Source organism: Salisediminibacterium beveridgei (genome assembly GCF_001721685.1).
In the GTDB taxonomy this organism is placed as follows: Bacteria; Bacillota; Bacilli; order Bacillales; family Salisediminibacteriaceae; genus Salisediminibacterium; species Salisediminibacterium beveridgei.
The window spans coordinates 2,417,712-2,443,953 of sequence record NZ_CP012502.1 but is presented as its reverse complement, the minus strand read 5'-3'; the positions used below and the strand labels follow the sequence as shown (position 1 = coordinate 2,443,953).

Here is a 26,242-nt window from a genome sequence, read left to right as displayed (position 1 = left end):
TATGTATCAGCCAACAGAAAGAAGGTGTCCGATGTGAAACAGCTCTTGCCACTTCTCTTTATCGCCTTGATGATCGGAGGCGTCGTTTGGTTTATGCAAGATGAGTATGAACCGCCGTTTGAACCTGCATATTATGATGAAGTGAACGAGGAAGGCTGGCAAATGCGTTTCTTTCTGGATCCTGAAGACGATGAGGTTCACATCGGTATTCAGCTGAATTACGAAGGGGACACTTTCGAACCTGATCAGCTTGAAAAGCTGGAATTTTTCGTGAATCACGAAACAGGCAGTTTTTATTACCAGGATCTGGACGTAGAGGGATTCGCCGGAGAACTGATTCATAAGGAAGTGTGCGATGCCTGTCTTGATGAATCGGGCAGACTGGTGGGTTCCATGATGATCAACTGGCAGATGAACGGGGAAGCGGAGTCAGTCTTTCATCAATTTGTGTTGACTGACATACCGGCAGAAGAGTACCCGGATGATGTGAGGGAGTGAAGAAGATGATGATTGTCAGCACCATTCATATGCGTAAAGACATTCGTGAACGATTGACAGAGACTTATCCGGATCATGAATTCCGATTCCACAAACAAATAGAATCGGCTGAAGAAGATTTACCCAAGGCCGATATTATTCTTACGTATGGTATGGATCTTGAAGCCCGGCATATTGAATCAGCAAAACGCTTGAAGTGGATTAATGTGATGTCTTCCGGTGTCGATAAATTGCCGATGGATGTGATTAAAAATCGGGATATCCTCATCACGAACGCCAGAGGTATTCACGCAATTCAAATGGCGGAGTATACAATCGCCATGATGCTCCAGGCCGCCAGGCAGACGAAAACGCTGATTCATCAGGAACGGGAGCGGGAATGGTTTCGCAAACTGCCGATTCGTGAATTATACGGCCATCAGGTCGGGATTCTCGGAACAGGAGCTATCGGCTCGGAAATTGCCAAACGGACAGATGCGTTCGGTATGACGACAACCGGTTTTAATCGAAGCGGCAAAAAGCCGGATCATTTTGACGCGGTGCATACCATCGATCAATTGCCTGAGCGGATCAGCGAACTCGATTATCTGGTTGCTGTATTGCCTCGAACGGAGGAGACCGATCAGCTGTTAAATGAAGCGCTTTTTTCGAAGATGAAAGCTTCTGCAGTCTTGATCAACATCGGGCGCGGCAATGTAATCCACGAAGAAGACCTGCTCAAAGCGCTTCAGTCAAATGCTTTGGACCACGCAATTCTGGACGTCTTTAATGAAGAACCCTTACCAAAAGATCATCCTTTCTGGTTCGATAAGAACATTACCGTCACCCCACATATGGCCGGTTTATCTCCGGAGTATCAACCGAGGGCTGTGGATCAGTTCGATTATAATATGAAGAAGTTCGTTCACGGTGACACTGATTTTCTGAATCAGATCGATACGGAAAGAGGGTACTGACGATTCACAGGAAAACACTGAAAACGTGTTAATCCTGTGCTATAATCAAGCAAAACCAGTAAACGAAGACTTGCGGAAAGTGGAGGTGAAGGCTGTGAAACTGCTGATCGCTGTGGTGCATAATCATTATCGCCAGGCAATGGAAAAAGGGCTTGGTGAAAAAGGATACCGGATGACGGAGTTATCGAGTACAGGAAGCTTCAGACGCAGAGGGAATACGACCTTTCTGATCGGCGTTGGGGAAGAGGATGAAGATATTCTCAAAGAAGCGATGAAGGAAATCTGTCTCCACGAAGAAGCAGGCAAAGGTCGGCCGAAATATGTCAGCAGCCGATTTGTCGTATTCTCAATGGATGCCGGAAATGGTCAGTTATTTGCGAACTTGACCCAAACCTGATTTGAGTTGTGAACAGCGCGTGAACCTTTTCAGATAAAAGCATAGCTTCATGTTGTAATCATTGACACTTCAGATAAACGTTCTGTATACTGTTTATAAAGGTTACTATGTAATAATCTGTGCACTTGTATAACAAAGTCATTAAATAGAGATGCAGAACAAGAGGGGTGAACGAGAATGGGAAGTCATCATGATCATTTACAGGAAGCGCTCGACTCATTGAAAGAAACCCGCGTACGTATGACGCCACAACGGCACGCCATACTGGAGTTTCTGTTCAGTGCACCGTCGCATCCGACCGCTGATGAGATTTACAAAGCGTTAGAATCGAAATTTCCAAACATGAGTGTGGCCACAGTTTACAACAACCTTCGCGTGTTTAAGGAAGCGGGGCTGGTTCGTGAGCTGACCTACGGTGATTCAAGCAGTCGTTTTGACAGTAACATGTCAGATCATTATCATGTGATCTGTCAAGATTGCGGAAAGATCGTTGATTTTCATTATCCGGGACTTAACGAAGTGGAGACACTTGCAGAGCATGTAACGGGATTTGATATCAATGACCATCGACTCGAGGTTTATGGCACCTGTGGCGATTGCCAAAAGCATAAAAAACATTAAACAGTAAAACCGCAGCCGTCATGGCTTCGGTTTTTGTTTTGTTCACTTAGGCGTGTAATGTTTATAAAATGAAAAAAGCCAAGGTTTATCGTGGTATCCTCACTCACGAAAGCCTTGGCTTTTTGATTCAATTGGGAATCTCAAAATCATTTTTTCTCCTTTGGACCGCCCTCGAAATGTTTAATCTTATTGTACTCTTCATCGAAAGGCTCCCCTTCCAATGACTTATCGAGTGTTAACGGTTCACTGCAATGCATACATGCGTCGACACGGCCAAGTATTTTTGTTTCTCTTTCGCATGTCGGGCACGTGACGATTACCGCTCTTGTTGAGAGCATTCCTATCCAGAAGTACACGACGGAGCTGCCGATCACGGACAGAAACCCGATAATCATTAACAGTGTCATCATAAATGGACTTGTTTGAAAGAAGAGTCCCAAGTACATAATCATGATCCCGCCGAACACCATCATTAAAGCAAATGTGCGAATCCGATTTATTTTATTCGTATATTTTAATGCCATATGAATCCCTCCCTGTACGCTTGAAATTATAGCACAATCAGTTTTTTTCTGCTTTAATTTTCATTCATTGAAAGGATTTTTAATGTTTTTGTCGAACATGTAGAATCAGGGACCTAAAGACAGGTAGCTCAGGATGAATTTAAATCAGGAGTTGAATGCTATAATGGAAAGTTTTTTGAGAGAACTCTACCAGGACCGGACATCTGATGATGAAACCCTCGGAATCATCAAGGTGGATAAGCGGGAGCGTAAAGATGCAAATACGGATTATTTTGACTATGTATTATTTATTGTTGTGTCAGAGCGCTCTTCCGAGTGGGAAATTAAACATTATGAATATGATGGAGAAAAAGTAGCCATGCACCTGGTAACAGAGAAACAACTGAAGGAATGGCTATTAAATATGTCTAATCGCCGAGTTGTTGATTGGCTGATGAATGGAACTGTCGTTTTTGACCGGAATGACTATTTGAAGAACTTCCGCTCGGAAATGAACCATTTCCCGGAAGAGGAACGATTAGTGAAGATCGGTGTGGAATTTTCCAAGTTAATCAGGCGTTATACGGACGGGAAGACGCTGTTCTATTCAGGTGATTATCTGGATGCATACAATCATATTGTTCATGCCCTTCATCATTTGGCGCGACTTTCCGTCATAGAACACGGTTTCTATCCGGAAATTACTGTATGGCAGCAGGTCAGGGAAATCGAGCCGGAGATTCATAAGCTGTATTCCGAATTAATTGCAGGGTCAGAACCATTGGACAAACGTCTTGAACTTCTGATGATCGCAAATGAATTTGAAGTCTCCAGGAAGACGTCTCTTGGAAGCCGGCACTTACTGGATCTGATGAACCGTCGCGACGGAGCCTGGACGATTCAGGAATTAAAAGAAGAAGTGGCGATTGGTGAATATTCTCTGGATCTGGGAATCATGATCGAATTCCTCGTTGATAAAGGTATTGTTGATATTCAAAAAGAGGAAACAAAAGGCAAGCAGATCTTCCATCGCTATTATGTCTATGACAAGTAAATGTGAAGAAAAAAGCTTTCATTTTTTAAAATGAGAGCTTTTTTCTTTTTCCTATTGAATCTTACTTCGACACATGATATATTTTAAATCGTCGCTGAAAACGAGCTTCACAAACATAAAACTTTCTCAAAAAAGTAATTGACTTTAAATTTGAAGAAGTGTTATGATAATGAAGTCGCCAAAAACGACATGAAACATTTTGACCTTTGAAAACTAAACAAAAAACCAAGCAAAAGAAGTGGGATATATGAATAAGATATCCCGTCAATGAAATCCAATGTGTCATCAACATTGGTATGATGCTAGCGCATCAAACTTCAGATGAACGCGGAAGAAAATGCCTGAGGCATTGGACGCCACACTTTATCGGAGAGTTTGATCCTGGCTCAGGACGAACGCTGGCGGCATGCCTAATACATGCAAGTCGAGCGCAGGAAGCTAACAGAAGCCTTCGGGTGGACGTCAGTGGAATGAGCGGCGGACGGGTGAGTAACACGTGGGCAACCTGCCCTGCAGACCGGGACAACCTCGTGAAAACGAGGCTAATACCGGATGACCGTAAGTATCGCATGGTACCTACGTAAAAGAGGGGATTCGTCCTCTCACTGCAGGATGGGCCCGCGGCGCATTAGCTGGTTGGTGAGGTAAGGGCTCACCAAGGCGACGATGCGTAGCCGACCTGAGAGGGTGATCGGCCACACTGGGACTGAGACACGGCCCAGACTCCTACGGGAGGCAGCAGTAGGGAATCATCCGCAATGGGCGAAAGCCTGACGGTGCAATGCCGCGTGAACGATGAAGGTTCTCGGATCGTAAAGTTCTGTTATGAGGGAAGAACAAGTGCCGTTTGAATAAGGCGGCACCTTGACGGTACCTCACGAGAAAGCCCCGGCTAACTACGTGCCAGCAGCCGCGGTAATACGTAGGGGGCAAGCGTTGTCCGGAATTATTGGGCGTAAAGCGCGCGCAGGCGGTCTCTTAAGTCTGATGTGAAAGCCCACGGCTCAACCGTGGAGGGTCATTGGAAACTGGGGGACTTGAGTGTAAGAGAGGAAAGTGGAATTCCACGTGTAGCGGTGAAATGCGTAGATATGTGGAGGAACACCAGTGGCGAAGGCGACTTTCTGGCTTACAACTGACGCTGAGGCGCGAAAGCGTGGGGAGCAAACAGGATTAGATACCCTGGTAGTCCACGCCGTAAACGATGAGTGCTAGGTGTTAGGGGTTTCGATACCCTTAGTGCCGAAGTTAACACATTAAGCACTCCGCCTGGGGAGTACGGCCGCAAGGCTGAAACTCAAAGGAATTGACGGGGGCCCGCACAAGCAGTGGAGCATGTGGTTTAATTCGAAGCAACGCGAAGAACCTTACCAGGTCTTGACATCCTCTGAACATCCAGGAGACTGGGTTTTCCCCTTCGGGGGACAGAGTGACAGGTGGTGCATGGTTGTCGTCAGCTCGTGTCGTGAGATGTTGGGTTAAGTCCCGCAACGAGCGCAACCCCTGATCTTAGTTGCCAGCATTCAGTTGGGCACTCTAAGGTGACTGCCGGTGATAAACCGGAGGAAGGTGGGGATGACGTCAAATCATCATGCCCCTTATGACCTGGGCTACACACGTGCTACAATGGATGGTACAATGGGTCGCGAAGCCGCGAGGTGGAGCCAATCCCATAAAGCCATTCTCAGTTCGGATTGCAGGCTGCAACTCGCCTGCATGAAGCCGGAATTGCTAGTAATCGCGGATCAGCATGCCGCGGTGAATACGTTCCCGGGCCTTGTACACACCGCCCGTCACACCACGAGAGTTTGTAACACCCGAAGTCGGTGAGGTAACCTTAGGGAGCCAGCCGCCGAAGGTGGGACAGATGATTGGGGTGAAGTCGTAACAAGGTATCCGTACCGGAAGGTGCGGATGGATCACCTCCTTTCTAAGGAGACTTGCTGGAAACCTCCGGTTTTCAGATAAGCTCAACCTTTTTACTTTTGCCTCTGGTTTTTGTTTAGTTTTGAAGGGTTAATCCTCTTCAGTGACCTTTGAAAACTGAATAACGAAATGACGAAACATCATGAATCACCGGTGAATCATCTATTATGAATCCTATTCAAAATGGAGAGGAACCGAGTGTCTTGAATTCAAACGTTAAGGTTAAAACGACGCCAAAGAAAGCCTGTGGGAACACAGGAAATGGTTAAGCAAGAAAGGGCGCACGGTGGATACCTTGGCACTAGGAGCCGATGAAGGACGGGACGAACACCGATATGCTTCGGGGAGCTGTAAGTAAGCGTTGATCCGGAGATTTCCGAATGGGGGAACCCACCATCCGTAATGGGATGGGAGCCATACCTGAATCCATAGGGTAATGGCAGGCAGACCCGGGGAACTGAAACATCTTAGTACCCGGAGGAAGAGAAAGCAAAAGCGATTTCCTGAGTAGCGGCGAGCGAAACGGAAACAGCCCAAACCGAAAGGCTTGCCTTTCGGGGTTGTAGGACACTCCATTGGAGTTACAAAGAGAGAGCGTAGGTGAAGCGACCTGGAAAGGTCCGCGGGACAAGGTAAAAGCCCTGTAGCCGAAACGTTCCCTCCTCCGGAGTGGATCCTGAGTACGGCGGGTCACGTGAAACCCCGTCGGAATCCGGGAGGACCATCTCCCAAGGCTAAATACTTCCTAGTGACCGATAGTGAACCAGTACCGTGAGGGAAAGGTGAAAAGCACCCCGGAAGGGGAGTGAAACAGATCTTGAAACCGTGTGCCTACAAGTAGTTGGAGCCCGTTAATGGGTGACAGCGTGCCTTTTGTAGAATGAACCGGCGAGTTGTGATCACGTGCAAGGTTAAGCTGAAGAGGCGGAGCCGCAGCGAAAGCGAGTCTGAACAGGGCGAATAAGTACGTGGTTGCAGACCCGAAACCAGGTGATCTACCCATGTCCAGGGTGAAGTTCAGGTAACACTGAATGGAGGCCCGAACCCACGCACGTTGAAAAGTGCGGGGATGAGGTGTGGGTAGGGGTGAAATGCCAATCGAACCTGGAGATAGCTGGTTCTCCCCGAAATAGCTTTAGGGCTAGCCTCGAGGGAAGAGTATTGGAGGTAGAGCACTGATTGGACTAGGGGTCCCTACAGGATTACCGAATTCAGTCAAACTCCGAATGCCAAATACTTATCCTCGGGAGTCAGACTGCGAGTGCTAAGATCCGTAGTCAAGAGGGAAACAGCCCAGACCATCAGCTAAGGTCCCCAAGTATACGTTAAGTGGAAAAGGATGTGGAGTTGCTTAGACAACCAGGATGTTGGCTTAGAAGCAGCCATCATTGAAAGAGTGCGTAATAGCTCACTGGTCGAGTGACTCTGCGCCGAAAATGTACCGGGGCTAAACGTATCACCGAAGCTATGGCTGAACACCTTCGGGTGTTCGGGGTAGGGGAGCGTTCTAAGGGCGTAGAAGCATGACCGCAAGGACATGTGGAGCGCTTAGAAGTGAGAATGCCGGTATGAGTAGCGAAAAGAGGGGTGAGAATCCCCTCCGTCGAAAGCCTAAGGTTTCCTGAGGAAGGCTCGTCCGCTCAGGGTTAGTCGGGTCCTAAGCCGAGGCTGAAAAGCGTAGGCGATGGCAAACAGGTTGATATTCCTGTACCACCACGTTTCCATTTGAGCAATGGGGGGACGCAGGAAGATAGGGTAAGCGCACCGCTGGACGTGTGCGTCGAAGCAGTGAGGCTGGTTATGAGGCAAATCCCGTAACCGTAAGGTTGAGCTGTGATCGCGAGTGAATTAAGTAGCGAAGTTCCTGATTCTACACTGCCAAGAAAAGCCTCTAGCGAGGAAACAGGTGCCCGTACCGCAAACCGACACAGGTAGGCGGGATGAGAATTCTAAGACGCGCGGGAGAACTCTCGTTAAGGAACTCGGCAAAATGACTCCGTAACTTCGGGAGAAGGAGTGCTCCCCAGGGTGAACAGCCTGGGGGAGCCGCAGTGAATAGGCCCAAACGACTGTTTATCAAAAACACAGGTCTCTGCGAAGCCGCAAGGCGAAGTATAGGGGCTGACACCTGCCCGGTGCTGGAAGGTTAAGAGGAGGGGTTATCCTTTTGGAGAAGCTCTGAATTGAAGCCCCAGTAAACGGCGGCCGTAACTATAACGGTCCTAAGGTAGCGAAATTCCTTGTCGGGTAAGTTCCGACCCGCACGAAAGGTGCAACGATTTGGGCACTGTCTCAACGAGAGACCCGGTGAAATTATATTACCTGTGAAGATGCAGGTTACCCGCGACAGGACGGAAAGACCCCATGGAGCTTTACTGCAGCTTGATATTGGATTTTGGTACAGCTTGTACAGGATAGGTAGGAGCCTTGGAAACCGGAGCGCCAGCTTCGGTGGAGGCAATGGTGGGATACTACCCTTGCTGTACTGAAATTCTAACCTCGAACCGTGATCCGGTTCAGGGACAGTGTCTGGTAGGCAGTTTGACTGGGGCGGTCGCCTCCTAAAGAGTAACGGAGGCGCCCAAAGGTTCCCTCAGAATGGTTGGAAATCATTCGCAGAGTGCAAAGGCATAAGGGAGCTTGACTGCGAGACATACAGGTCGAGCAGGGACGAAAGTCGGGCTTAGTGATCCGGCGGCACCGTATGGAAGGGCCGTCGCTCAACGGATAAAAGCTACCCTGGGGATAACAGGCTAATCTCTCCCAAGAGTCCACATCGACGGGGAGGTTTGGCACCTCGATGTCGGCTCGTCGCATCCTGGGGCTGAAGTAGGTCCCAAGGGTTGGGCTGTTCGCCCATTAAAGCGGCACGCGAGCTGGGTTCAGAACGTCGTGAGACAGTTCGGTCCCTATCCGTCGCGGGCGCAGGAAATTTGAGAGGAGCTGTCCTTAGTACGAGAGGACCGGGATGGACACACCGCTGGTGTACCAGTTGTTCCGCCAGGAGCATCGCTGGGTAGCTACGTGTGGACGGGATAAGTGCTGAAAGCATCTAAGCATGAAGCCCCCCTCAAGATGAGATTTCCCATCACTTCGGTGAGTAAGATCCCTCAGAGACGATGAGGTAGATAGGTCACGTGTGGAAGCATAGCGATATGCGGAGCTGAGTGATACTAATCGATCGAGGGCTTAACCAACGTTAAGCGAAGTAAGTTAATGTACGAAGGAAAGACACGGATTCATGATCCCCGTCATAGGCGTTATTCAGTTTTGAGTGGTCACACTCAACCATAGTCTGGTGGCGACAGCGAAGAGGTCACACCCGTTCCCATGCCGAACACGGAAGTTAAGCTCTTCAGCGCCGATGATAGTTGGGGGCTGTCCCCCTGTGAAAGTAGGACGTCGCCAGGCACATTGTTCCACAGTAGCTCAGTGGTAGAGCTATCGGCTGTTAACCGATCGGTCGTAGGTTCGAATCCTACCTGTGGAGCCATTCCGGAGTGCTGTCCGAGCGGCTTAAGGAGCACGATTGGAAATCGTGTATACGGTTTTAACCCGTATCGAGGGTTCGAATCCCTCGCACTCCGCCATTATTTACGGCCCGTTGGTCAAGCGGTTAAGACACCGCCCTTTCACGGCGGTAACACGGGTTCGAGTCCCGTACGGGTCACCATCTATATTTGGAGGATTAGCTCAGTTGGGAGAGCATCTGCCTTACAAGCAGGGGGTCGGCGGTTCGAGCCCGTCATCCTCCACCATTATTTTTTAAAAGATTCATTTATATTGCCGCGGGGTGGAGCAGTCTGGTAGCTCGTTGGGCTCATAACCCAAAGGTCGGTGGTTCAAATCCGCCCCCCGCAACCAATTTTATTCGGTTCATTACATAATTAACGTTCGTAATTTAAAAGGTCCCGTGGTGTAGCGGTTAACATGCCTGCCTGTCACGCAGGAGATCGCCGGTTCGATCCCGGTCGGGACCGCCATTTTTATGTTCAGGCTCAGTAGCTCAGTCGGTAGAGCAACGGACTGAAAATCCGTGTGTCGGCGGTTCGATTCCGTCCTGAGCCACCATTAGTGCTGGCCTAGCTCAATTGGTAGAGCAACTGACTTGTAATCAGTAGGTTGGGGGTTCAAGTCCTCTGGCCAGCACCATTTTCATTCGGAGGGGTAGCGAAGTGGCTAAACGCGGCGGACTGTAAATCCGCTCCCTACGGGTTCGGGGGTTCGAATCCCTCCCCCTCCACCATTTTTTATGCTATAATGACTGAGTGTGTTTATGGCGGTTGTGGCGAAGTGGTTAACGCACCGGATTGTGATTCCGGCATTCGTGGGTTCGATTCCCATCAGCCGCCCCATAATCTGTACTTTCATTTAGGGGTATAGCCAAGCGGTAAGGCATCGGGTTTTGATCCCGTGTACCGCAGGTTCGAATCCTGCTACCCCTGCCATATATGCGGGAATAGCTCAGTGGTAGAGCACCACCTTGCCAAGGTGGGGGTCGCGGGTTCGAATCCCGTTTCCCGCTCCATTTTTCCAGGGCGGCATAGCCAAGTGGTAAGGCAGAGGTCTGCAAAACCTCCATCACCGGTTCAAATCCGGTTGCCGCCTCCATATTTTAATTCCATTAAGCCGGTGTGGCGGAATTGGTAGACGCGCGGGACTCAAAATCCCGTTCCCTCACAGGAGTGTCGGTTCGAGCCCGACCACCGGTACCATTCTAAAAAGATCTCTATATTATATACTTCTTTCCGGGAACGCTGCTTTGTCAGCGTTTCTTTTTATTTTGCCGTAAGTGATGCACAGATTTTTCCCTGTTTTTTGCATATATCATAATGATAATAATATATTCTTTTAGGGGCAGAGCTGGCAGGGGAATAGCTGGAAAATAGTCTTTAAAACCTGGTTGAGAAAGAAGTTAAGCAAATAAATATCATGTATTTTAACCGGATTCTACTTGCATGCCTTAAATGCGTTGCTGCAGGCCGATCAGGACGAAATCGATTCAGGATGCTTCTGATCAGTGAAGGTCATTGAATGAAAAATCTCTGGAATTGAAGAGAGTAAATATACTCATGTCAGTAAAACTAACAATATTGAAGAATAAAGAAAATAATAGATAATAATAATCTGTACCCTTTTAGGATTCGGCAGTACAATTAAATCAGGTGGAACATCTTTTTTAAGAACAAATCAGGTAGCTTTATGTACATATGCTGAAACATTCAGCATTATGACAAGAAAGGGTGAGGAAATGATGAAAAAATTTCTCAAACTCTTACTGGCACTGGTTTTGTTGTTTATGACAGTCTGGTCTTATTCTCCAGAAACTGCAGAGGCGGCAAGTTCCAAATTCATTACAAAAGGCAATACCACCCAGAAAGTTGTCGCGCTGACATTTGATGACGGTTCGGATGGCACGAACATTAATAAGATATTGAATACCTTACAATCGAATAACGTTAAAGCCACGTTCTTTCTTACCGGTACCGGTTTAAAAGACCACCCCGCAAGCATCAAAAAAATAACTGATCAGGGCCATCAGATTGGCAACCACTCCTATACTCATCCCTATTTCACAAAGCTGACTGCCTCCCAAATGAAAGCCGAATTGGATAAAACCGAAGCACTTGCCAAACAGGTAACGGGCAAGTCCACAAAGCCGATTTTCCGGGCGCCTTTTGGGGCTTCGAATAACGCAGTACTGACCGGTGTTGGAAACGCGGGCTATCCGTATACGATTCAATGGAATATTGATACGGTCGATTGGAAAGGCGTATCAAAGACTCAGATTGTTAATAAAGTCGTCAATAATATTACACCCGGATCCATCGTGCTCATGCATACTGGGGCTGGGGCCAGTGGAACTCCTGCTGCTTTGCCGGAAATCATTAAGCAGTTGAAAGCAAAAGGCTATAAATTTGTCACGGTGTCTGAACTGTTAAAGATTGAATCTTCTTCTGTATCGGGTAAAACATACACAGTGAAGGCCGGGGATACACTCTACAGCATTGCCAGAAGACATAATACAACTGTTTCCACACTCACTTCCTTAAACAAACTCAGTAATCCGAACCTGCTGAAGATCGGTCAGGTCCTGATTATTGCTCCTTCTGTTTCAAAAACAACATATACGGTGAAATCAGGGGATACACTGTTCAGTATTGCTGCGAAGAACAATACGACGGTAATTCAGCTTGTATCTTTAAATAATATTAAAAATCCCAACTTGATTTCTGTCGGTCAGGTCCTGAAATTAAAGCCGGATGACAAGGCACCTGCCAACGTAACATACACCGTTAAACCGGGAGATACACTGTATCGAATTGCGATTCGTCACAACACAAGCGTATCGAAAATTGCTGCAGCCAATAAGATAACAAACCCTAACCTGATCAGGGTCGGTCAGGTGCTGAAAATTCCAAAATAATTGACAGGTCAAAGACTGATGCAAACGTGATTCCAAATGCGTTTGCAGTTTTTTGTTATACTGTAAAGAGCGTCATTACGCAAGTTGTCTGTGGAACAGGCAGGTGTTTTAAATTGAGGATTATATATTGCAGGACGGGAGGAATCATTCATGAATATCGGAACCATTGGTACTGGATTTATCGTTGACCGATTCATGTCCGCGGTTTTGGACATTGACGGGATGGAATGTATCGCCATGTTTTCGCGGAAAGAGGCATCTGCCAGGCCATTGGCTGACAAATTTCAGGTTGGCAGCATTTACACAGATCTGAAAGATTTTTTATCAGACTCAGAGATCGATGTGGTTTATGTGGCTTCCCCAAACAGCCTGCACGCTTTACATACACAGGAAGCCCTGGAATACGGGAAGCATGTCATTTGTGAAAAACCATTTACATCGACAGCAAAAGAAGCGGCAGAACTCCGGGAGCTGGCAAAAGAAAAGGGCCTGATGCTGTTTGAAGCGATCACCACCATTCATCTGCCGAACTATCAAGTGGTTAAGGATCTTTTACCAAAGATCGGTGAAATTAAACTGGTCCAATGCAATTACAGCCAGTATTCCAGCCGGTACGATAAACTTCTTGCAGGAGAGACCCCGAACGTATTCAATCCGGCATTTTCCGGTGGGGCACTGGCGGATATCAACATTTACAATCTGCATTTTGTCATGAACCTGTTTGGATCGCCTGATTCGGTAAAATATATAGCCAATCAGCATGCCAATGGCATTGATACCTCCGGTGTACTGGTGATGACATATCCGGGTAAAGTCGTTCATTGCACGGGAGCGAAGGATACAGACAGTCTGAATTATGCATTGATTCAAGGGGAAAAAGGATACTTGCACGTGGAAAGCAGTACCAATGTCTGTGAAGCGGTTATTCTTCATGAAAAAGGGAAAGAAAGCGTTCGTTTTAATGACCAGAATATCAGTAACAGAATGCATTATGAACTGATGGCTTTTAAGACGCTGTTGACCGAGGAGAATTACGACACCTGCTACAGGCTGCTCGACTATTCCTGCGAAGTGATGAAGGTCTATGAATCGGCGAGGAAAACCGCAGGCACCAGATTTCCGGCTGATGATGGAAAGTCAATGTCATGAGTATGAGAGAACGGAACCCATTTGGATAAACGGGGGCCGTTTTTTTCGTTTCCAAAGACCGGTATTCATCGGGAATAACAGCTTTGTAAGCTGAGCTACAGAATCACGTTCGGAATGCATGTATACTAAGGCCAAACGACGCACGTGATAAAAAGGAGGGTTCTGACGATGCGTAAACCGTTTCTTTACACCTTAACAGGTATCCTTTTGATGGCCGGGATTTTTGTGATTTTCGCTCAATTGACTGGCGTGCCATCTGAGGAAGTTAATGAAGGGGCAAATCAGGATGCAGCTGATGACCTGACGCAAACTGACCAGGCTTCAACGGACGGAACCTTTTTGACTGTGGAAGATTTAAATGAAAAGATCAATGATTTACCTGCAGAGGTGGCAGAAGAACTGCTGGAAGGAGGTCCGCCTCCTGAAGGCATTCCTGCGATTGATCATCCGCGCTTTGTTGAGGCAGATGAAGCCGATCAGTGGCTTGAACCAAACGAACCTGTTATCTGGGTTGAAGTCGAAGGGGAGGCGAGGGCCTATCCATTACAAATCCTGATGTGGCATGAAATCGTCAATGATACGATTCAGGATATTCCTGTAACGGTCACTTTCTGTCCTTTATGTAATTCGTCGTTTTCTTTCAAAAGGGAAATGAATGAACAGGTTTTGGATTTCGGGACAACCGGCTACCTTCATCAGGGTTCTTTGTTAATGTATGACCGGCAGACGCATACACTCTGGGCACATTTTGGCGGGGAGGCATTGGGTGGCGATCTGGAAGGAAATCACCTGGACATCATACCGAGTTCGATCGTTTCCTGGAACGAGTTTACAGAAATATATCCAAAAGGACTCGTCTTATCGCGCGAGACCTCTTTTGATCGGAATTACGGTCAGAATCCTTATGTCGGATATGACGAAGCAGATGAACCACCCTTTTTGTTTTCCGGTGAAATCGATGGCACCTATGCTCCTAAGGAGAGGATTGTAGCCGTTGAAGTTTCAGGACAGGCCAAGGCTTATTTGATGGATTCCGTAGCCCGTCACGGCGTATTGAATGATACGGAATTGGATGAACCGGTGGTATTGTTCTTCCAGGAAGGGACGGCTTCCGGCCTTGACAGTGCGGATCTCGCTGCAGGCAAAGAAGTCGGTAGCACGAATGTTTTCTTCAGCGAAGTGGATGGGGAGGTTCTGGATTTCTATCATGATGGTGAACAAATCAACGATGAACAGACGGATTCCGTCTGGAATTTCTTTGGCGAAGCCATCTCAGGACCCAAAGAAGGAGCAAAGCTCACGGCAGTGCCATTCAAACTGGACACCTTCTGGTTTGCATGGGCTGCTTATGAACCGGATACACTGATTCATCAGGATTGATGCCATTGTAAAATTAAGCATCTTGATGCAATAACAGTGATCCATGGAAACAATATTGATCACCTTAGAATGATGAAATCATAAGTTCCAGGGCAAAGTTGCATTATCAAGAGTACTATGATAAAAATGAATGAACAACAGCATATGATTTGAAAGCCACTTTGGGGGAGCTGAATATCAGCTGAGAAAGACGATCGTCTTGACCCTTAGTCACCTGATCCAGTTAACACTGGCGGAGGGAAGAAGTGTCCGGATTGATTGAGTGCAGCCGTTACCACTCATCAGCTCATAAACTGACAAAACTTCTTCTCTTCGCAGAAGAAGTTTTTTGTATGATCATTCTATTTAAGGAGTGAGTGTGGATGGTGCAAGAGGGACGCCTGGAACAAGTGTTAAAAGACATTGATGCCAAAAAAGAAGACATGATCACACTGGCCAAAAAGTTAATTTCGTATGAAACCCCTGCTCCACCTGCCAGAAACACCGCAGATGCCCAAGCTTTTGTACAGGACTATTTAAACGACTGTGCGTTTACGACTGAAAAATGGGATGTGTACCCAAACGATCCCAATGTCGTCGGTACCAAAAAAGGTCATGATTCCAGCCATTTTCAAAGCTTGATCATCAATGGCCATATGGACGTGGCAGAAGTCAGACCTGACGAAAACTGGGAGACAGACCCGTTTGATCCCATCGTGAAAGAGAACCGGCTCATGGGACGAGGTGCGGCTGATATGAAAGGTGGACTTGCTGCTTCCTTATTTGTTCTGCGACTGTTCCATGAACAAGGGATCGAACTGTCCGGAGATGTGATCTTTCAATCGGTGATTGGAGAAGAGGTTGGCGAGGCGGGTACACTGCAGTGCTGCAGGCGGGGATACACGGCAGACTTCGCTCTTGTCGTTGATACCAGTCACCTGCATATCCAGGGGCAGGGCGGTGTTGTCACCGGCTGGATCACGATCAAAGATCCCCAGACGTATCATGATGCAAACCGGAGACAGATGATTCATGCGGGCGGGCGGCATGCACCAGGGGGCAAGCGCCATCGAGAAGATGATGGTGATGATCGAGAGCCTGCAGACCCTGGAGCGCCACTGGGCAGTTTCGAAGCATTATCCAGGCTATCCGCCGGGAACGAACACCATCAATCCCGCGGTCATCGAAGGGGGAAGACATGCGGCTTTTATTGCAGATGAGTGTAAATTGTGGATTACGGTGCACTTTTATCCGAATGAATCTACGGAAGACATCTGTAAAGAAGTTGAAGAACATCTCCTGAATGCCGCAAGCGCGGATCCGTGGCTGAAAGATCATCCACCCCGGTTTGATTGGGGCGGAGAGTCCATGATCGAAGACCGGGGCGAAATCTTTCCTGCATTCGAAGTGGACCCGGATCACCAGGGCGTCAAGGCGCTGTCGAAAGCCCATCAATCCGTCCTGAGTCAAGCGCCTGTGCAGGACACGTCCCCGACGGTTACCGATGGTGGATGGCTTGCTGAAGCGGGGATTCCTACTGCCTTGTATGGACCCGGTGAGTTAACGGAAGCGCACAGTGTCAATGAATCCGTCGACATTGATGAACTCGTCGATTTTGCAAAAGTAATGGCAACCTTCATTTACAACTGGACCCATACGAAAAAAGAATAAAGTCTTTTCCTTACGGCATCTGCTGATTTTTTCAGCGGGTGCCGTTTTTATATTGAGGATTGGAATTTTGTACAATGGAATGCCTTCATCTTTAGAAAAAGATACAATTCGACAATGTTTGCGATCACTTATACTTAGTGTAAGGGGATTTACCGACCAATCTTATGTTACGAGTTGAACAAACAAAGGAGGAAGGCACAATGAAAACCAAATTTTTCGTCGCATTGCTGATGCTATTCAGTGTCCTGTCAGTCGCTTGTAATAATGACGAGGATACAAGCAATTATGAGAGCGGTACCATGAATGAAGATTTCCAGGGTGAGGTCGATCAGGTATTGGACGTGGAGTACAAGTTAACGGAGGAAGAACTTGAAAACGGTGTTCAGCCAATGGAACTTGATGATCTGACCGATGAAGACATAGAAGAATTGTTAGAAGAAATGGAAGAAGAGGATGATGAGGAGGAGGACGAAGATGAAGGTTCACCAGGACCCAATATTTAATGTAGCCCAAGCAGAAGACAAAAAGAAAGCGTATATGATTTTTTCAGCCTATTACCATAATCAGCTTTGGAACCAGGAAGAGCTGCAGCTGGCGATTGACATGCTGAGAGACTTCGCAGTCACAGAAGAACTGGCCATTGAAGCAGATTTGAAAATCCTTGAACAAAGCTCCAATGATCAATTAAAGTCAGCTGTTTTCGATTTTACGAAACTGTTCATCGGTCCCGATCAATTGAAAGTACCGCCATATGAATCCGTTTACGTGAACCAGGATCGTCTGATCATGGCAGAATCCACATTGAAAGTCAGAAGATTTTATGAGATGTGCGGTGTTGAAATTAATGGTAAAGGTAAATTCCCGGAGGATCACATCGCTTTTGAGCTGGAATTCATGTCTTATTTATACCATCGAGCGTTGGCAGATCATCAGGAAAGAAGACGAATCAGGCAATTTTTAAAAGCGCATCTCTCCAAATGGTATGAAGCGCATTTAACGGAAGTGGAAGAACAGGCGGAAACAGAGATTTGCAGGGCCTGGGCCTCAATAATGCGTCAGGTTATTGAAAAGGACATTTCAGATGCAGAGAACGAATGGAAAGGTGGGTCTTAAAATGAATTTAAAGAGAAGAACGTTTATAAAAGGTGCAGTGGCTACCGGAGTCTTGGCAGGAGTTGGCGCAGGAAGCACAAATTTTTTCTTCAACGGGTTGAAAGAAACATCTGCCAGTCAGGCAGTGGATACACAAATTTTCCAAAATGCCTGTCCGAGAAACTGCTTTGATACGTGTTCGATGTTAACCACCGTGGAAGACGGCGTGATCAAATATGTGGAAGGAAATCCTCAGAACACGTATACGAACGGCAACATTTGCGTAAAGGGTAATGTGTATCCGCGAACCGTTTATTCTCCTGACCGGATCAAATACCCGATGAAACAAAATGGCAGAGGCAGCGGCGACTGGGAGAGAATTTCATGGGATGAGGCCTATACCGAAATTGCCAACAAGATACTGGCCATCAAAGAAGAATACGGCAGCACATTTCCGATCTGCCTGAATAAGTACTCCGGTAATTTTGACATCCTGCGTTACGGCATCGAAGGAACGATGGCGAGTCTCGGTTATCACAGTATCGCGACAGGAACACCTTGCTGGCCGGCAGGGATCGATGCACAGACCTTTGATTTCGGCACCATTGTCAACAGTGATCCGGAACAGATCGTGCACGCGAAACATTTGATCCTGTGGGGTGTGAATCCCGCCTGGAACGCCGTTCATTCAATGAACTTCATCGAGGAAGCGAAGTCAAATGGAGCAAAAGTCGTCGCAATTGATCCAATCCTCACCAACACTGCCGGTAAAGCCCATGAATATGTCCAGATTAAAACAAGCACGGACGGTGCACTGGCACTCGGAATGGCGAAACACATTCTCGACGAAGGGCTGTATGACCTCGCCTGGCTGCAAAAAAATGCCAAGGGCTATCTCGAATTCTTCTCGTATCTCGAGAACAACATTACTGTTGAATGGGCTTCTGAAAAAACAGGTGTGGCTGTTGATGTCATTGAAAAGCTGGCCAGAGAATATGCCACCACGAAGCCTGCGAATATCTGGATCGGATATGGCATGCAGCGCCATACAAACGGAGGTCAGAATGTAAGAGCCATCGATGCATTGGCTGCAATCACCGGCAATGTCGGCATTAAAGGTGGAGGAGCAAATTATGCACAGCTCGATTCCTGGGGATTCAACTACCATGCCATGGTCATGGAACCACCGGAAGGTACTGTGGGTGAAGCAAATCGACCGATCAATATGAATAATTTCGCCGCTGAAATTCTGTCGGCAGATGATCCACCGATCAAAATGCTCTGGATTGCCGGGAGAAATCCGGTATCTCAGGACCCTGAAACGACACTGATCAAAAAAGCATTCCATGAGATGGATTTCGTTGTTACGGCCGATCTGTTCATGACTGAGACCGTCAAGCTTTCAGATATAGTCCTTCCGGTAACCACACCGTTTGAAACACCAGGGGTCAATGTGAGCTACTGGCATTACTGGATGACCTATAATGAGCGGGCGATTGAACCATTGTATGAATCGAAAAGTGATGTTGAAATTGCGATGGGATTATCGGAAAAAATGAATGAATTATCACCGGGTTCATGCACTTATCCAACCTCAGGCGATATGGAAGATTGGGTAGGAAAAGAGTTCAATGAAACACTTCTTGAAAGTTTTGGACTGAATGACTGGACTGATCTCAAGGACGGCCCGGCTAAAATGAAAAACAAAGAAGTAGCCTGGGAAAATGGTGATTTCAGAACACCATCCGGCAAATACGAATTCTTTTCAGAAGAAGCTGAGAATTTTGGACATCATCCACTGCCGGTTTATGTTGAAGAAATGCAGGCGCCATCGAATTACCCTTACCGGCTTTTGACACCGCACTCGAAATTCAATATTAACAGTCAATTTCAGAATCTCGATTGGATGGAAGATCTTCATAACGAGCCGATGGTCGAGATTCATCCGGATTTAGCCAATGAATTCGGGATCCAGGCGGGTGATCTGATTAAAGTGCATAACGAGATCGGCTACGTGAAAGCACCAGCTAAAATCACCCGGACGATCAGACCGAATGAACTGGTCATGTATCAAGGATGGTTTAAGAATCATGACTACAATGTCAACTACACCGTCAAAGCCATTCCGGCAGATATGGGAGCAAAAGCAACCGGCATGCCAGGCATTTCGTTTCATGACAACTTTGTCAACATTACGAAACTTTAAGAAGGAGGATGATCAGCATGAAAATGGGCTTCGTAGTAGACAGCGATCGATGTATCGGATGTCATTCCTGCTCGATGGCGTGCAAAAACTATAATCAGTTAAACCCTAAAATATCCTGGCGTAAAGTGTATGATATCCAGGAAGACGCATACGGGGAAGCGACGAGAACAACGATGTCGCTTGCCTGTAACCACTGTGACATTCCCTCGTGTAAGGAGGCGTGTCCAACCAACGCCTATGAGAAACGGGAAGATGGCATCGTGATTCATCACGAAGACCGCTGTATTGGATGTGAAATGTGTATTTATGCCTGCCCGTATAACATCCCTCAATTTGATCAGGAAACGAAAAAAGTGAGCAAGTGTCATTTCTGTTATGAACGGCTTGAAGAAGGCAAACAGCCGGCATGCATCAGCAGCTGCCCGACGCAGGCCATTTATTATGTGGATGTGGACAGTTTCGGTCTCCAAACGGACCGTTCCCTGCCTGGTTTTCCGGATTACAGAATCACAGAACCGACAACCCGGTTCATAAAACCGTTCATCGTGAAAAAAATTTAAAGGGGTGACACAACATGCATGAACTTCCACTCGTTTTATTCACCGTCCTGTCTCAAATAGCCGTCGGTGCATTATTAACTCTCTGGATTCTGGATATGTTCAATAAGGTCCAGAACCCCAAATTGGGGATATGGTTATCCTCGTCCATCTTTGTCATAGCCGTGATTGCGATTCTCGCATCAGTATTTCACCTGGGACAGCCGTTTATGGCCTTTCTCGCATTAAGTAATATACAAACCTCCTGGCTCACACGGGAAATATGGATGTTTTCCTTGATGCTTGTAACGATGATTGCTTATGTCTGGACATGGATCAAACCCGCACTGACCCTTCGTAAATGGCTCGGTGGCATTGCATCCTTGTTTGGACTGCTGGCGGTGATGGGATCGGCGATGATCTATGTTTTACCGGCGCTCCCTGCCTGGAACAACTTTTCACCCATTTTCTTCTTTGTGATGAGTGCAGTCATCATAGGTCCACTTTACGTCAGTGTCTTTTTCTATCTCTTTAACGAAGAAGACAGGCACGTCTGGAAAATTGCACCTGTTATGGCCCTTGTATACGCCATGAGTTCATTTTTCTACATCACCGTGATGTTCTCAGGATCCGGGGCAATTGAAATGACCGCATCCAATATTGTCAACCATCCGATGTTCGTCATGAGAGGATTATTAAGCTGGGTTGCACCGGTTGTGCTGTTGCTGCCGTTTCTGTTTATGAAGAAGAGGAAACCGGCAATGATCCTGGTACTGGCTGTATTCATCATGGTCTTCGCCGGCGAAATCATCGGAAGAGAGATTTTTTACAACACCGTTGTGGAGTTGGAGATTTACACACCGAATTGATCTGGGGGTGAATTGAATGGTTAATTTGATCGATATATTGGAAGGAACGACCAAACAATTTGAGCTGTTAACCATTCATGATGAAGTATGCCTCCACCACTTATCATCGAAAAGTCAGTGCTCCCGTTGTGTGGACCATTGCCCGGCGGGGGCACTACAGATCCGTGATGGAAAACTGGAGGCGGATGATTGCTTTTTATGCGGCCAATGTGTCAAACAATGTCCGGTGAATGTATTTGAATGGCAATCCCCGACGTATGAACAGATTCTTAAACGATTTGAAGAGACAAAAGAAAAGGAAGATCAACTGATTGTCAGCTGTTCAGGAGCGCCTTTACACTTGGCAGAAGCACCGGTGCTGCATCTACCGAGCTTCGGGTATCTCCTCGATGAGATCTGGATGGCCATTGAGGAGCACGCCAACTTTTATTATTATTTGCCTGAAGATTCCTGTGTCAGTTGTAATAAAAATTGCACGTTGCCGATCTCAATGGATTCGAAAAGATTGAAACAGTCCGATGACGTCAAACAGGTCATGGCAGGCAAAGAAAGCTACGACAGACAGAGAAGACAATCCCTTTTCAGCATCTTCCGATTTATCAGACAGTCGGGAATGGACTCAGCGAAAATAGGGCCAAAAAAGCTGTCAACAAGTGAAATGAAGCGCTTATGGAAGAAGCAGGTTCAAAAAGAGGGAGTCACGCCGCAAGTGACCGCTGAAATATTGTCTTCCTGCAAAGACTGCAAGGCATGCGGGATGTTATGTCCTGAAAGGGCGATCCGGACCGACACTTCAAAAGCCACCCTTCCGCAAACCGTCATCGATGCTTCAAAATGCACCGGCTGCGCATTGTGCGTGGATATCTGCTATTTTAACGCGGTGGAATTGATACAAAAAGTGGCGGATTAATCAAACAAAAAAAGCTGTTGATGATATTCATCGACAGCTTTTAACATTAACCAGGAGCTCCCCGGAATGACCGTTTTACCTGAATCACTTCATGTGTCGGCATGGTCAGCAAGAGGGACGGTTCGGTATATTGCATCATTTTGATCTGATCTTTCCCGTCATTTGAAAAAGAAGCATCCTCCGATACATTGGTATATTGAAGGGCACCGGTCATGCAGGCTGAAACACAGGCAGGATCTTTCCCCTCTTCAAGTCTGTGACTGCAGAAATTGCATTTAACCGCTTTGCCGCTGTACACATTGATAGAAATCGCGTTGTAAGGACAGACCCCGATGCAACTTTCGCAACGGATGCAGTTAAAGGGATCGTGATACACAATGCCGTCCCGCCGTTTCTTAAAACAGCGTTGCGGACAGACGGCGAGGCATGCAGGATTTTTACAATGATTACACCCGACTGAAAATTGGATGAGCGACACGTCCTCGACGGTTGTTGTAAAGGTTTTTAAACGCCGTCTTGCCTGGCCTGTTTCGACATGCTCATTGGAACAGGCCAAAGTACAGGCAGAACAGGAAATACAGCGGTCGATATCCACTTTGAAACCCATTTGCATGATCATAATCGTCAGGCCTCCCTCTGTGTACAAAGATTCTGACTTCTTAACATACTTTCAGTATATAATAGAAATATATCTAATTGATCAGAGAAAGTGTATAACCTGTGAAGAAAGGAGGAAGAATTGATGAACAATCAGGATTATCGCATCACGCACCACGCTTGTCCGAGAAACTGCTACGGTTCTTGCGGGATCATTGCCTACAGTGCCGATGACCGGCTGATGAAAATCGAAGGGGACCCTGATCATGAAATTACCAGTGGCAAGCTTTGTCCAAAGGCTTATTTATATGTCAAGCAGGTCTATGATCCGTCCAGGCTGAAATACCCGTTGCGGCAGGTGAAGCGGGGAAGTGGGGAGTGGGAGCGTATTTCCTGGCAGGAAGCCTACGAAACGATTGCAGCTGAAATCATCCGTAATCACGATCTGTATGAGTCGAACTTATCCTTATGTTTAACAAAATATTCCGGGAACTTTGGTGTGGTGCATAACAGTGTCGATCAGTTTTTTAACGGGATCGGGCCCATCACGAAAGTGACCGGTTCTCCTTGCTGGTCTGCTGGACTTGACGGTCATTTATACGATTTTGGCGACTACACAACGTCAGACCCTGCAAATATGCGTCACGCCAACGTGATTATTCTTTGGGGTGTCAATCCGGTCTGGACCGCGCCTCATATGCTGAAGTACATTACGGAAGCCCGGGAGAAAGGTGCTACCGTCATCGTCATTGACCCGATATTGACAAAAACCGCGGAACGGGCGGATCTGTATATTCAAATCCCGCCGGGAGAGGACGGGGCATTCGCGACGTTAATTGCCAAGCGTCTGATCGAAACAGGGAAGTACGATGAACATTTTATCAACCGGCATACGTTGGGCTTTGAAGCATACCGGAATTACCTGAAGGGGATAGCTGAGGAGACACTGCTTGATGCCTGTGACCTGCCTTCGGAAATTGCTGACGAACTGTTATATTTGATGGCAGAGAAAGGCCCGGTTTTCATTTGGCAAGGCTTTGGTCTGCAAAGGCACACGAACGGCGGACAGAATATCCGGACCATTAATGCACTGGCAGCCCTTACCGGAAATATCGGAAAAATCGGTACCGGGACCCATTTTGCCCATCAGGCGACCTGGTCGTTCACAAGTCACCGGCAACATCAAAATCGGAACCGCTCCATTCCTGTTGCCCGATTTGCCGAGTCAATCAAACAGCTCGATAAGCCTCCGGTCGATTTTTTGTGGGTTTCATCACGGAATTTCATGGCCCAGGATGCCGATGTTCAGGCAATTGAACAAGCGCTGAAACAAGTATCGATGATTGTCGTCGTTGACACACAGCTGACGGCAACGGCAAAGTACGCGGATATTGTCTTGCCCACAACGACGTTTTTTGAAGAGGAAGATGTCGTTGCAAGCTACTGGCATCATCTGGTCAGCTTTAACGAAAAGGCGATTGAGCCATATTATGAGAGTAAGAGTGACTTTACGATTGCATGTGAATTGTCCAAACTGCTGAATGAAAAGCGTCCAGGCTTCAGCCGTTTTCAAGATGATCTATCCATCGAAGGTTATATCGATCAGGAATTCAATGATGACATCTATGATTTATTAAAGATTGATCACTGGTCCGAACTCATCGGAAAACCTAAAGAAGCAGAAGTGGATGCAGTTGCCTGGCAACATTTCACCTTTAAGACCCCATCGGGAAAGTTTGAATTCTTCTCGGAGTCAGCCAGGGAAGACGGTCACCCTGCCCTGCCGGAATACAAACCTTCCTTGAAACCATCGGTCCATCTGCCGTACTGGCTTTTGACACCCCACACACTGTATTCATTGAATTCGCAGGTTTTCAGTGAAACCTTCACCAATCACGAATCTTTGACGCTCTATGTTTCTTTGGAAGCGATGAATGACAAGGGGCTGTCTGATGGTGATTTTGTCAAGCTGTACAATGATCAGGCAACGATACCTTGTCAGATCAAGCTGAACCCGTCATTGCCAAGGGACATTGTGGTGATTCTGCACGGCAGTGAGAGTCATCAAAGAATGTTAATCAATCAGCTCATCCCGGGTTACGAGACAGATATGGGGGATAAAGGATCAGGTGCGAAGGGCATCGCCTTTAACGATGTATTTGTGAATTTCTCGAAATGAAGGTGGTTTTTCCATGAATACAGACCAGGAACTATTTTTGAATGAATACCCTGAAGTCCCGCTCGGTTTATTGAACCAGGCAGGGATGGATCGATTTCTTACAATCATTAAAGACGTTGCCGGCATCCAGTTTCTCGTAACGACCGATCGATTCGATGTGCTGTTTGAAACGGATCAAAGTGAAACGATCGCATTTGAAGATACGTTGAAACATATCAGTAATAAAGGGAATCTTCTTGAGAAAGCTGTGAAAACAAAATCAATTCATCCCATTTATGATGCGGATATTCAACTGTCGGTCAAAGGTCTTTTGTATCGTGAACGGGCAGTGGGTTATTTGTTCATTCTTCATACATCGGCTTTGACCGAAAAAGAATCCCGGTTCATCGAGACATTTTCCGATATCCTGATTCCATGGGTGATCAGTGAAATCAAAATGCAGGAAAACGATCAGGACTATCAAAAACAGTTTTTATTTGATTTATTGCACAATCACTTTGACTCGTATCTGGAGATGAATGAACAGGCGAAGCGTTGGGGATGGAATTTCACCAACGGGTATCAGTTGATGATCATCCAGCATCACACGGCACAGGCAGATCTCTTACTGATCAAAAAATACGCTGAGCTCTTTTTTATCAAACAGAAGATGAACGTGATCACCGTTATTTTTGATCGTCAGCTCACGTTATTGTACCAGCCTGTCAATCAACAGCTTGAAACGGCGGCGGTGGATGCCAAAACGATTTCGGACAGACTGTTAATCCATTTGTCATCCCTTGACAATCAGCATCATTTGATAATCGGAACCGGACACTTCTATCCCTCACCCCTCTATTTATACAGGACATATCAGGAAGCGAAAATGGCCATTAAACTTGGGAAAAAAGATACAATCAGCAATCAGATTATCCATTATGATGACCTAGGCATCATCAAGCTGCTGGGCCATTTGCGCTATGAATTGCTTGCGGACTACCAAAAAGAGCAATTGTCCGGGTTAATCAATTTCGATGCCGAAACCGGGGAAGACTTGACGAGTACGCTGGAAAAATATCTCGAGAATAACGGGAACATCAAATCATGTGCGGCGTCGCTTCATATTCATCCGAACACACTCAGATACCGGTTAAATAAGATTGAATCCCTTTTGAGAGTCGATCTAAAAAATTATCAGGATATTGCTGAATTGTATATCGCTTATTTAATCCGAAATTCCCGATGATCTTCTTGAACTGCGGCACCAGCTGAATTCCAGCAGGTGCCGTTTTTTGGTACACTGTAGGTGCAAT

18 protein-coding genes, 14 tRNA genes, 3 rRNA genes, 1 pseudogene and 1 riboswitch are annotated in these 26,242 nt (G+C 46.8%); of the genes and pseudogenes, 34 read left to right on the top strand and 2 right to left on the bottom strand.

Features of this window, described 5'->3' with window-relative positions; all coding sequences use genetic code 11:
- Positions 1 to 24: 24 nt before the first annotated feature.
- The 4 genes from BBEV_RS11480 (at position 25) to perR (ending at position 2,472) form a co-directional block, all read left to right on the top strand.
- Positions 25 to 498: a hypothetical protein gene (locus tag BBEV_RS11480; protein WP_198154993.1), complete on the top strand. Its 474-nt coding sequence runs from the start codon at positions 25 to 27 to the stop codon at positions 496 to 498.
- Positions 499 to 503: 5 nt separating this feature from the next.
- Positions 504 to 1,454, top strand: coding sequence for a D-2-hydroxyacid dehydrogenase (locus BBEV_RS11475; protein ID WP_069365590.1), 951 nt, complete (start codon positions 504 to 506; stop codon positions 1,452 to 1,454).
- Between the two features lie 94 nt (positions 1,455 to 1,548).
- Complete coding sequence (locus BBEV_RS11470; protein WP_069366721.1) at positions 1,549 to 1,851, top strand: cyclic-di-AMP receptor; 303 nt, start codon at positions 1,549 to 1,551, stop codon at positions 1,849 to 1,851.
- A gap of 177 nt (positions 1,852 to 2,028) precedes the next feature.
- The gene (gene perR, locus BBEV_RS11465; protein ID WP_069365589.1) at positions 2,029 to 2,472 is read left to right on the top strand and encodes a peroxide-responsive transcriptional repressor PerR; all 444 of its coding nucleotides are present in this window, start codon (positions 2,029 to 2,031) and stop codon (positions 2,470 to 2,472) included.
- A 146-nt stretch (positions 2,473 to 2,618) separates the two neighbouring features.
- Here the strand turns inward: perR and BBEV_RS11460 are convergent, their stop codons facing one another.
- The gene (locus tag BBEV_RS11460; RefSeq protein WP_069365588.1) at positions 2,619 to 2,996 is read right to left on the bottom strand and encodes a YgzB family protein; all 378 of its coding nucleotides are present in this window, start codon (positions 2,994 to 2,996) and stop codon (positions 2,619 to 2,621) included.
- 163 nt (positions 2,997 to 3,159) lie between these two features.
- Between BBEV_RS11460 and BBEV_RS11455 the strand changes: the two genes are divergently transcribed.
- The 28 genes and pseudogenes from BBEV_RS11455 (at position 3,160) to BBEV_RS11320 (ending at position 22,174) form a co-directional block, all read left to right on the top strand.
- The gene (locus BBEV_RS11455) at positions 3,160 to 4,029 is read left to right on the top strand and encodes a nucleotidyltransferase-like protein (protein WP_069365587.1); all 870 of its coding nucleotides are present in this window, start codon (positions 3,160 to 3,162) and stop codon (positions 4,027 to 4,029) included.
- Positions 4,030 to 4,392: 363 nt separating this feature from the next.
- Positions 4,393 to 5,959, top strand: a 16S ribosomal RNA gene (locus BBEV_RS11450).
- A gap of 259 nt (positions 5,960 to 6,218) precedes the next feature.
- Positions 6,219 to 9,152, top strand: a 23S ribosomal RNA gene (locus BBEV_RS11445).
- Between the two features lie 97 nt (positions 9,153 to 9,249).
- Positions 9,250 to 9,366, top strand: a 5S ribosomal RNA gene (gene rrf / locus BBEV_RS11440).
- The 16S, 23S and 5S rRNA genes sit together here with 14 tRNA genes alongside, the layout of an rRNA operon.
- 7 nt (positions 9,367 to 9,373) lie before the next feature.
- Positions 9,374 to 9,448 (top strand) — tRNA-Asn (locus BBEV_RS11435).
- 4 nt (positions 9,449 to 9,452) lie between these two features.
- Positions 9,453 to 9,545 (top strand) — tRNA-Ser (locus tag BBEV_RS11430).
- 8 nt (positions 9,546 to 9,553) lie between these two features.
- Positions 9,554 to 9,628, top strand: a tRNA-Glu gene (locus BBEV_RS11425).
- Between the two features lie 9 nt (positions 9,629 to 9,637).
- Positions 9,638 to 9,713, top strand: a tRNA-Val gene (locus tag BBEV_RS11420).
- 29 nt (positions 9,714 to 9,742) lie between these two features.
- Positions 9,743 to 9,819 (top strand) — tRNA-Met (locus tag BBEV_RS11415).
- Positions 9,820 to 9,862: 43 nt separating this feature from the next.
- Positions 9,863 to 9,938, top strand: a tRNA-Asp gene (locus tag BBEV_RS11410).
- Positions 9,939 to 9,950: 12 nt separating this feature from the next.
- Positions 9,951 to 10,026 (top strand) — tRNA-Phe (locus tag BBEV_RS11405).
- Positions 10,027 to 10,031: 5 nt separating this feature from the next.
- Positions 10,032 to 10,107, top strand: a tRNA-Thr gene (locus BBEV_RS11400).
- A gap of 9 nt (positions 10,108 to 10,116) precedes the next feature.
- Positions 10,117 to 10,201, top strand: a tRNA-Tyr gene (locus BBEV_RS11395).
- A 33-nt stretch (positions 10,202 to 10,234) separates the two neighbouring features.
- A tRNA-His gene (locus BBEV_RS11390) sits at positions 10,235 to 10,310 on the top strand.
- A gap of 18 nt (positions 10,311 to 10,328) precedes the next feature.
- Positions 10,329 to 10,403 (top strand) — tRNA-Gln (locus BBEV_RS11385).
- Positions 10,404 to 10,408: 5 nt separating this feature from the next.
- Positions 10,409 to 10,483: transfer RNA gene (locus BBEV_RS11380), tRNA-Gly, on the top strand.
- Between the two features lie 9 nt (positions 10,484 to 10,492).
- A tRNA-Cys gene (locus tag BBEV_RS11375) sits at positions 10,493 to 10,566 on the top strand.
- A gap of 17 nt (positions 10,567 to 10,583) precedes the next feature.
- A tRNA-Leu gene (locus BBEV_RS11370) sits at positions 10,584 to 10,670 on the top strand.
- A 539-nt stretch (positions 10,671 to 11,209) separates the two neighbouring features.
- The gene (locus tag BBEV_RS11365) at positions 11,210 to 12,382 is read left to right on the top strand and encodes a LysM peptidoglycan-binding domain-containing protein (RefSeq protein WP_324609489.1); all 1,173 of its coding nucleotides are present in this window, start codon (positions 11,210 to 11,212) and stop codon (positions 12,380 to 12,382) included.
- Positions 12,383 to 12,532: 150 nt separating this feature from the next.
- Complete coding sequence (locus BBEV_RS11360) at positions 12,533 to 13,531, top strand: Gfo/Idh/MocA family protein (protein ID WP_069365585.1); 999 nt, start codon at positions 12,533 to 12,535, stop codon at positions 13,529 to 13,531.
- 168 nt (positions 13,532 to 13,699) lie between these two features.
- Positions 13,700 to 14,911 carry a DUF3179 domain-containing protein gene (locus BBEV_RS11355; RefSeq protein WP_069365584.1) on the top strand — a complete coding sequence of 404 codons (1,212 nt, stop codon included), beginning with the start codon at positions 13,700 to 13,702 and terminating at the stop codon, positions 14,909 to 14,911.
- 153 nt (positions 14,912 to 15,064) lie between these two features.
- Positions 15,065 to 15,170, top strand: a riboswitch (TPP riboswitch).
- 103 nt (positions 15,171 to 15,273) lie between these two features.
- Positions 15,274 to 16,561, top strand: a pseudogene (locus BBEV_RS11350) (acetylornithine deacetylase).
- 200 nt (positions 16,562 to 16,761) lie between these two features.
- Positions 16,762 to 17,064 (top strand): hypothetical protein, encoded by a 303-nt coding sequence (locus BBEV_RS17420; protein WP_069365583.1) that lies wholly within the window; start codon positions 16,762 to 16,764, stop codon positions 17,062 to 17,064.
- Entirely contained in the window at positions 17,036 to 17,674 is a 639-nt protein-coding gene (locus tag BBEV_RS11340; protein ID WP_069365582.1) for a TorD/DmsD family molecular chaperone, read from the top strand. Before BBEV_RS17420 ends, BBEV_RS11340 begins: the two co-directional genes overlap by 29 nt.
- A gap of 1 nt (position 17,675) precedes the next feature.
- Complete coding sequence (locus tag BBEV_RS11335; protein WP_069365581.1) at positions 17,676 to 19,859, top strand: molybdopterin-dependent oxidoreductase; 2,184 nt, start codon at positions 17,676 to 17,678, stop codon at positions 19,857 to 19,859.
- Between the two features lie 17 nt (positions 19,860 to 19,876).
- Positions 19,877 to 20,419: a 4Fe-4S dicluster domain-containing protein gene (locus tag BBEV_RS11330; protein ID WP_232318164.1), complete on the top strand. Its 543-nt coding sequence runs from the start codon at positions 19,877 to 19,879 to the stop codon at positions 20,417 to 20,419.
- A gap of 14 nt (positions 20,420 to 20,433) precedes the next feature.
- On the top strand, positions 20,434 to 21,264 hold the full coding sequence (locus tag BBEV_RS11325) for a dimethyl sulfoxide reductase anchor subunit family protein (RefSeq protein WP_069365580.1): 831 nt from the start codon (positions 20,434 to 20,436) through the stop codon (positions 21,262 to 21,264).
- Positions 21,265 to 21,280: 16 nt separating this feature from the next.
- Positions 21,281 to 22,174: a 4Fe-4S binding protein gene (locus BBEV_RS11320; RefSeq protein WP_069365579.1), complete on the top strand. Its 894-nt coding sequence runs from the start codon at positions 21,281 to 21,283 to the stop codon at positions 22,172 to 22,174.
- 46 nt (positions 22,175 to 22,220) lie between these two features.
- Here the strand turns inward: BBEV_RS11320 and BBEV_RS11315 are convergent, their stop codons facing one another.
- Positions 22,221 to 22,793 carry a 4Fe-4S dicluster domain-containing protein gene (locus BBEV_RS11315; RefSeq protein ID WP_069365578.1) on the bottom strand — a complete coding sequence of 191 codons (573 nt, stop codon included), beginning with the start codon at positions 22,791 to 22,793 and terminating at the stop codon, positions 22,221 to 22,223.
- Between the two features lie 123 nt (positions 22,794 to 22,916).
- Between BBEV_RS11315 and BBEV_RS11310 the strand changes: the two genes are divergently transcribed.
- Positions 22,917 to 24,950, top strand: a complete 2,034-nt coding sequence (locus tag BBEV_RS11310) for a molybdopterin-dependent oxidoreductase (RefSeq protein WP_069365577.1) — start codon at positions 22,917 to 22,919, stop codon at positions 24,948 to 24,950.
- A gap of 13 nt (positions 24,951 to 24,963) precedes the next feature.
- Entirely contained in the window at positions 24,964 to 26,175 is a 1,212-nt protein-coding gene (locus BBEV_RS11305) for a PucR family transcriptional regulator (protein ID WP_069365576.1), read from the top strand.
- Positions 26,176 to 26,242 lie beyond the last annotated feature (67 nt).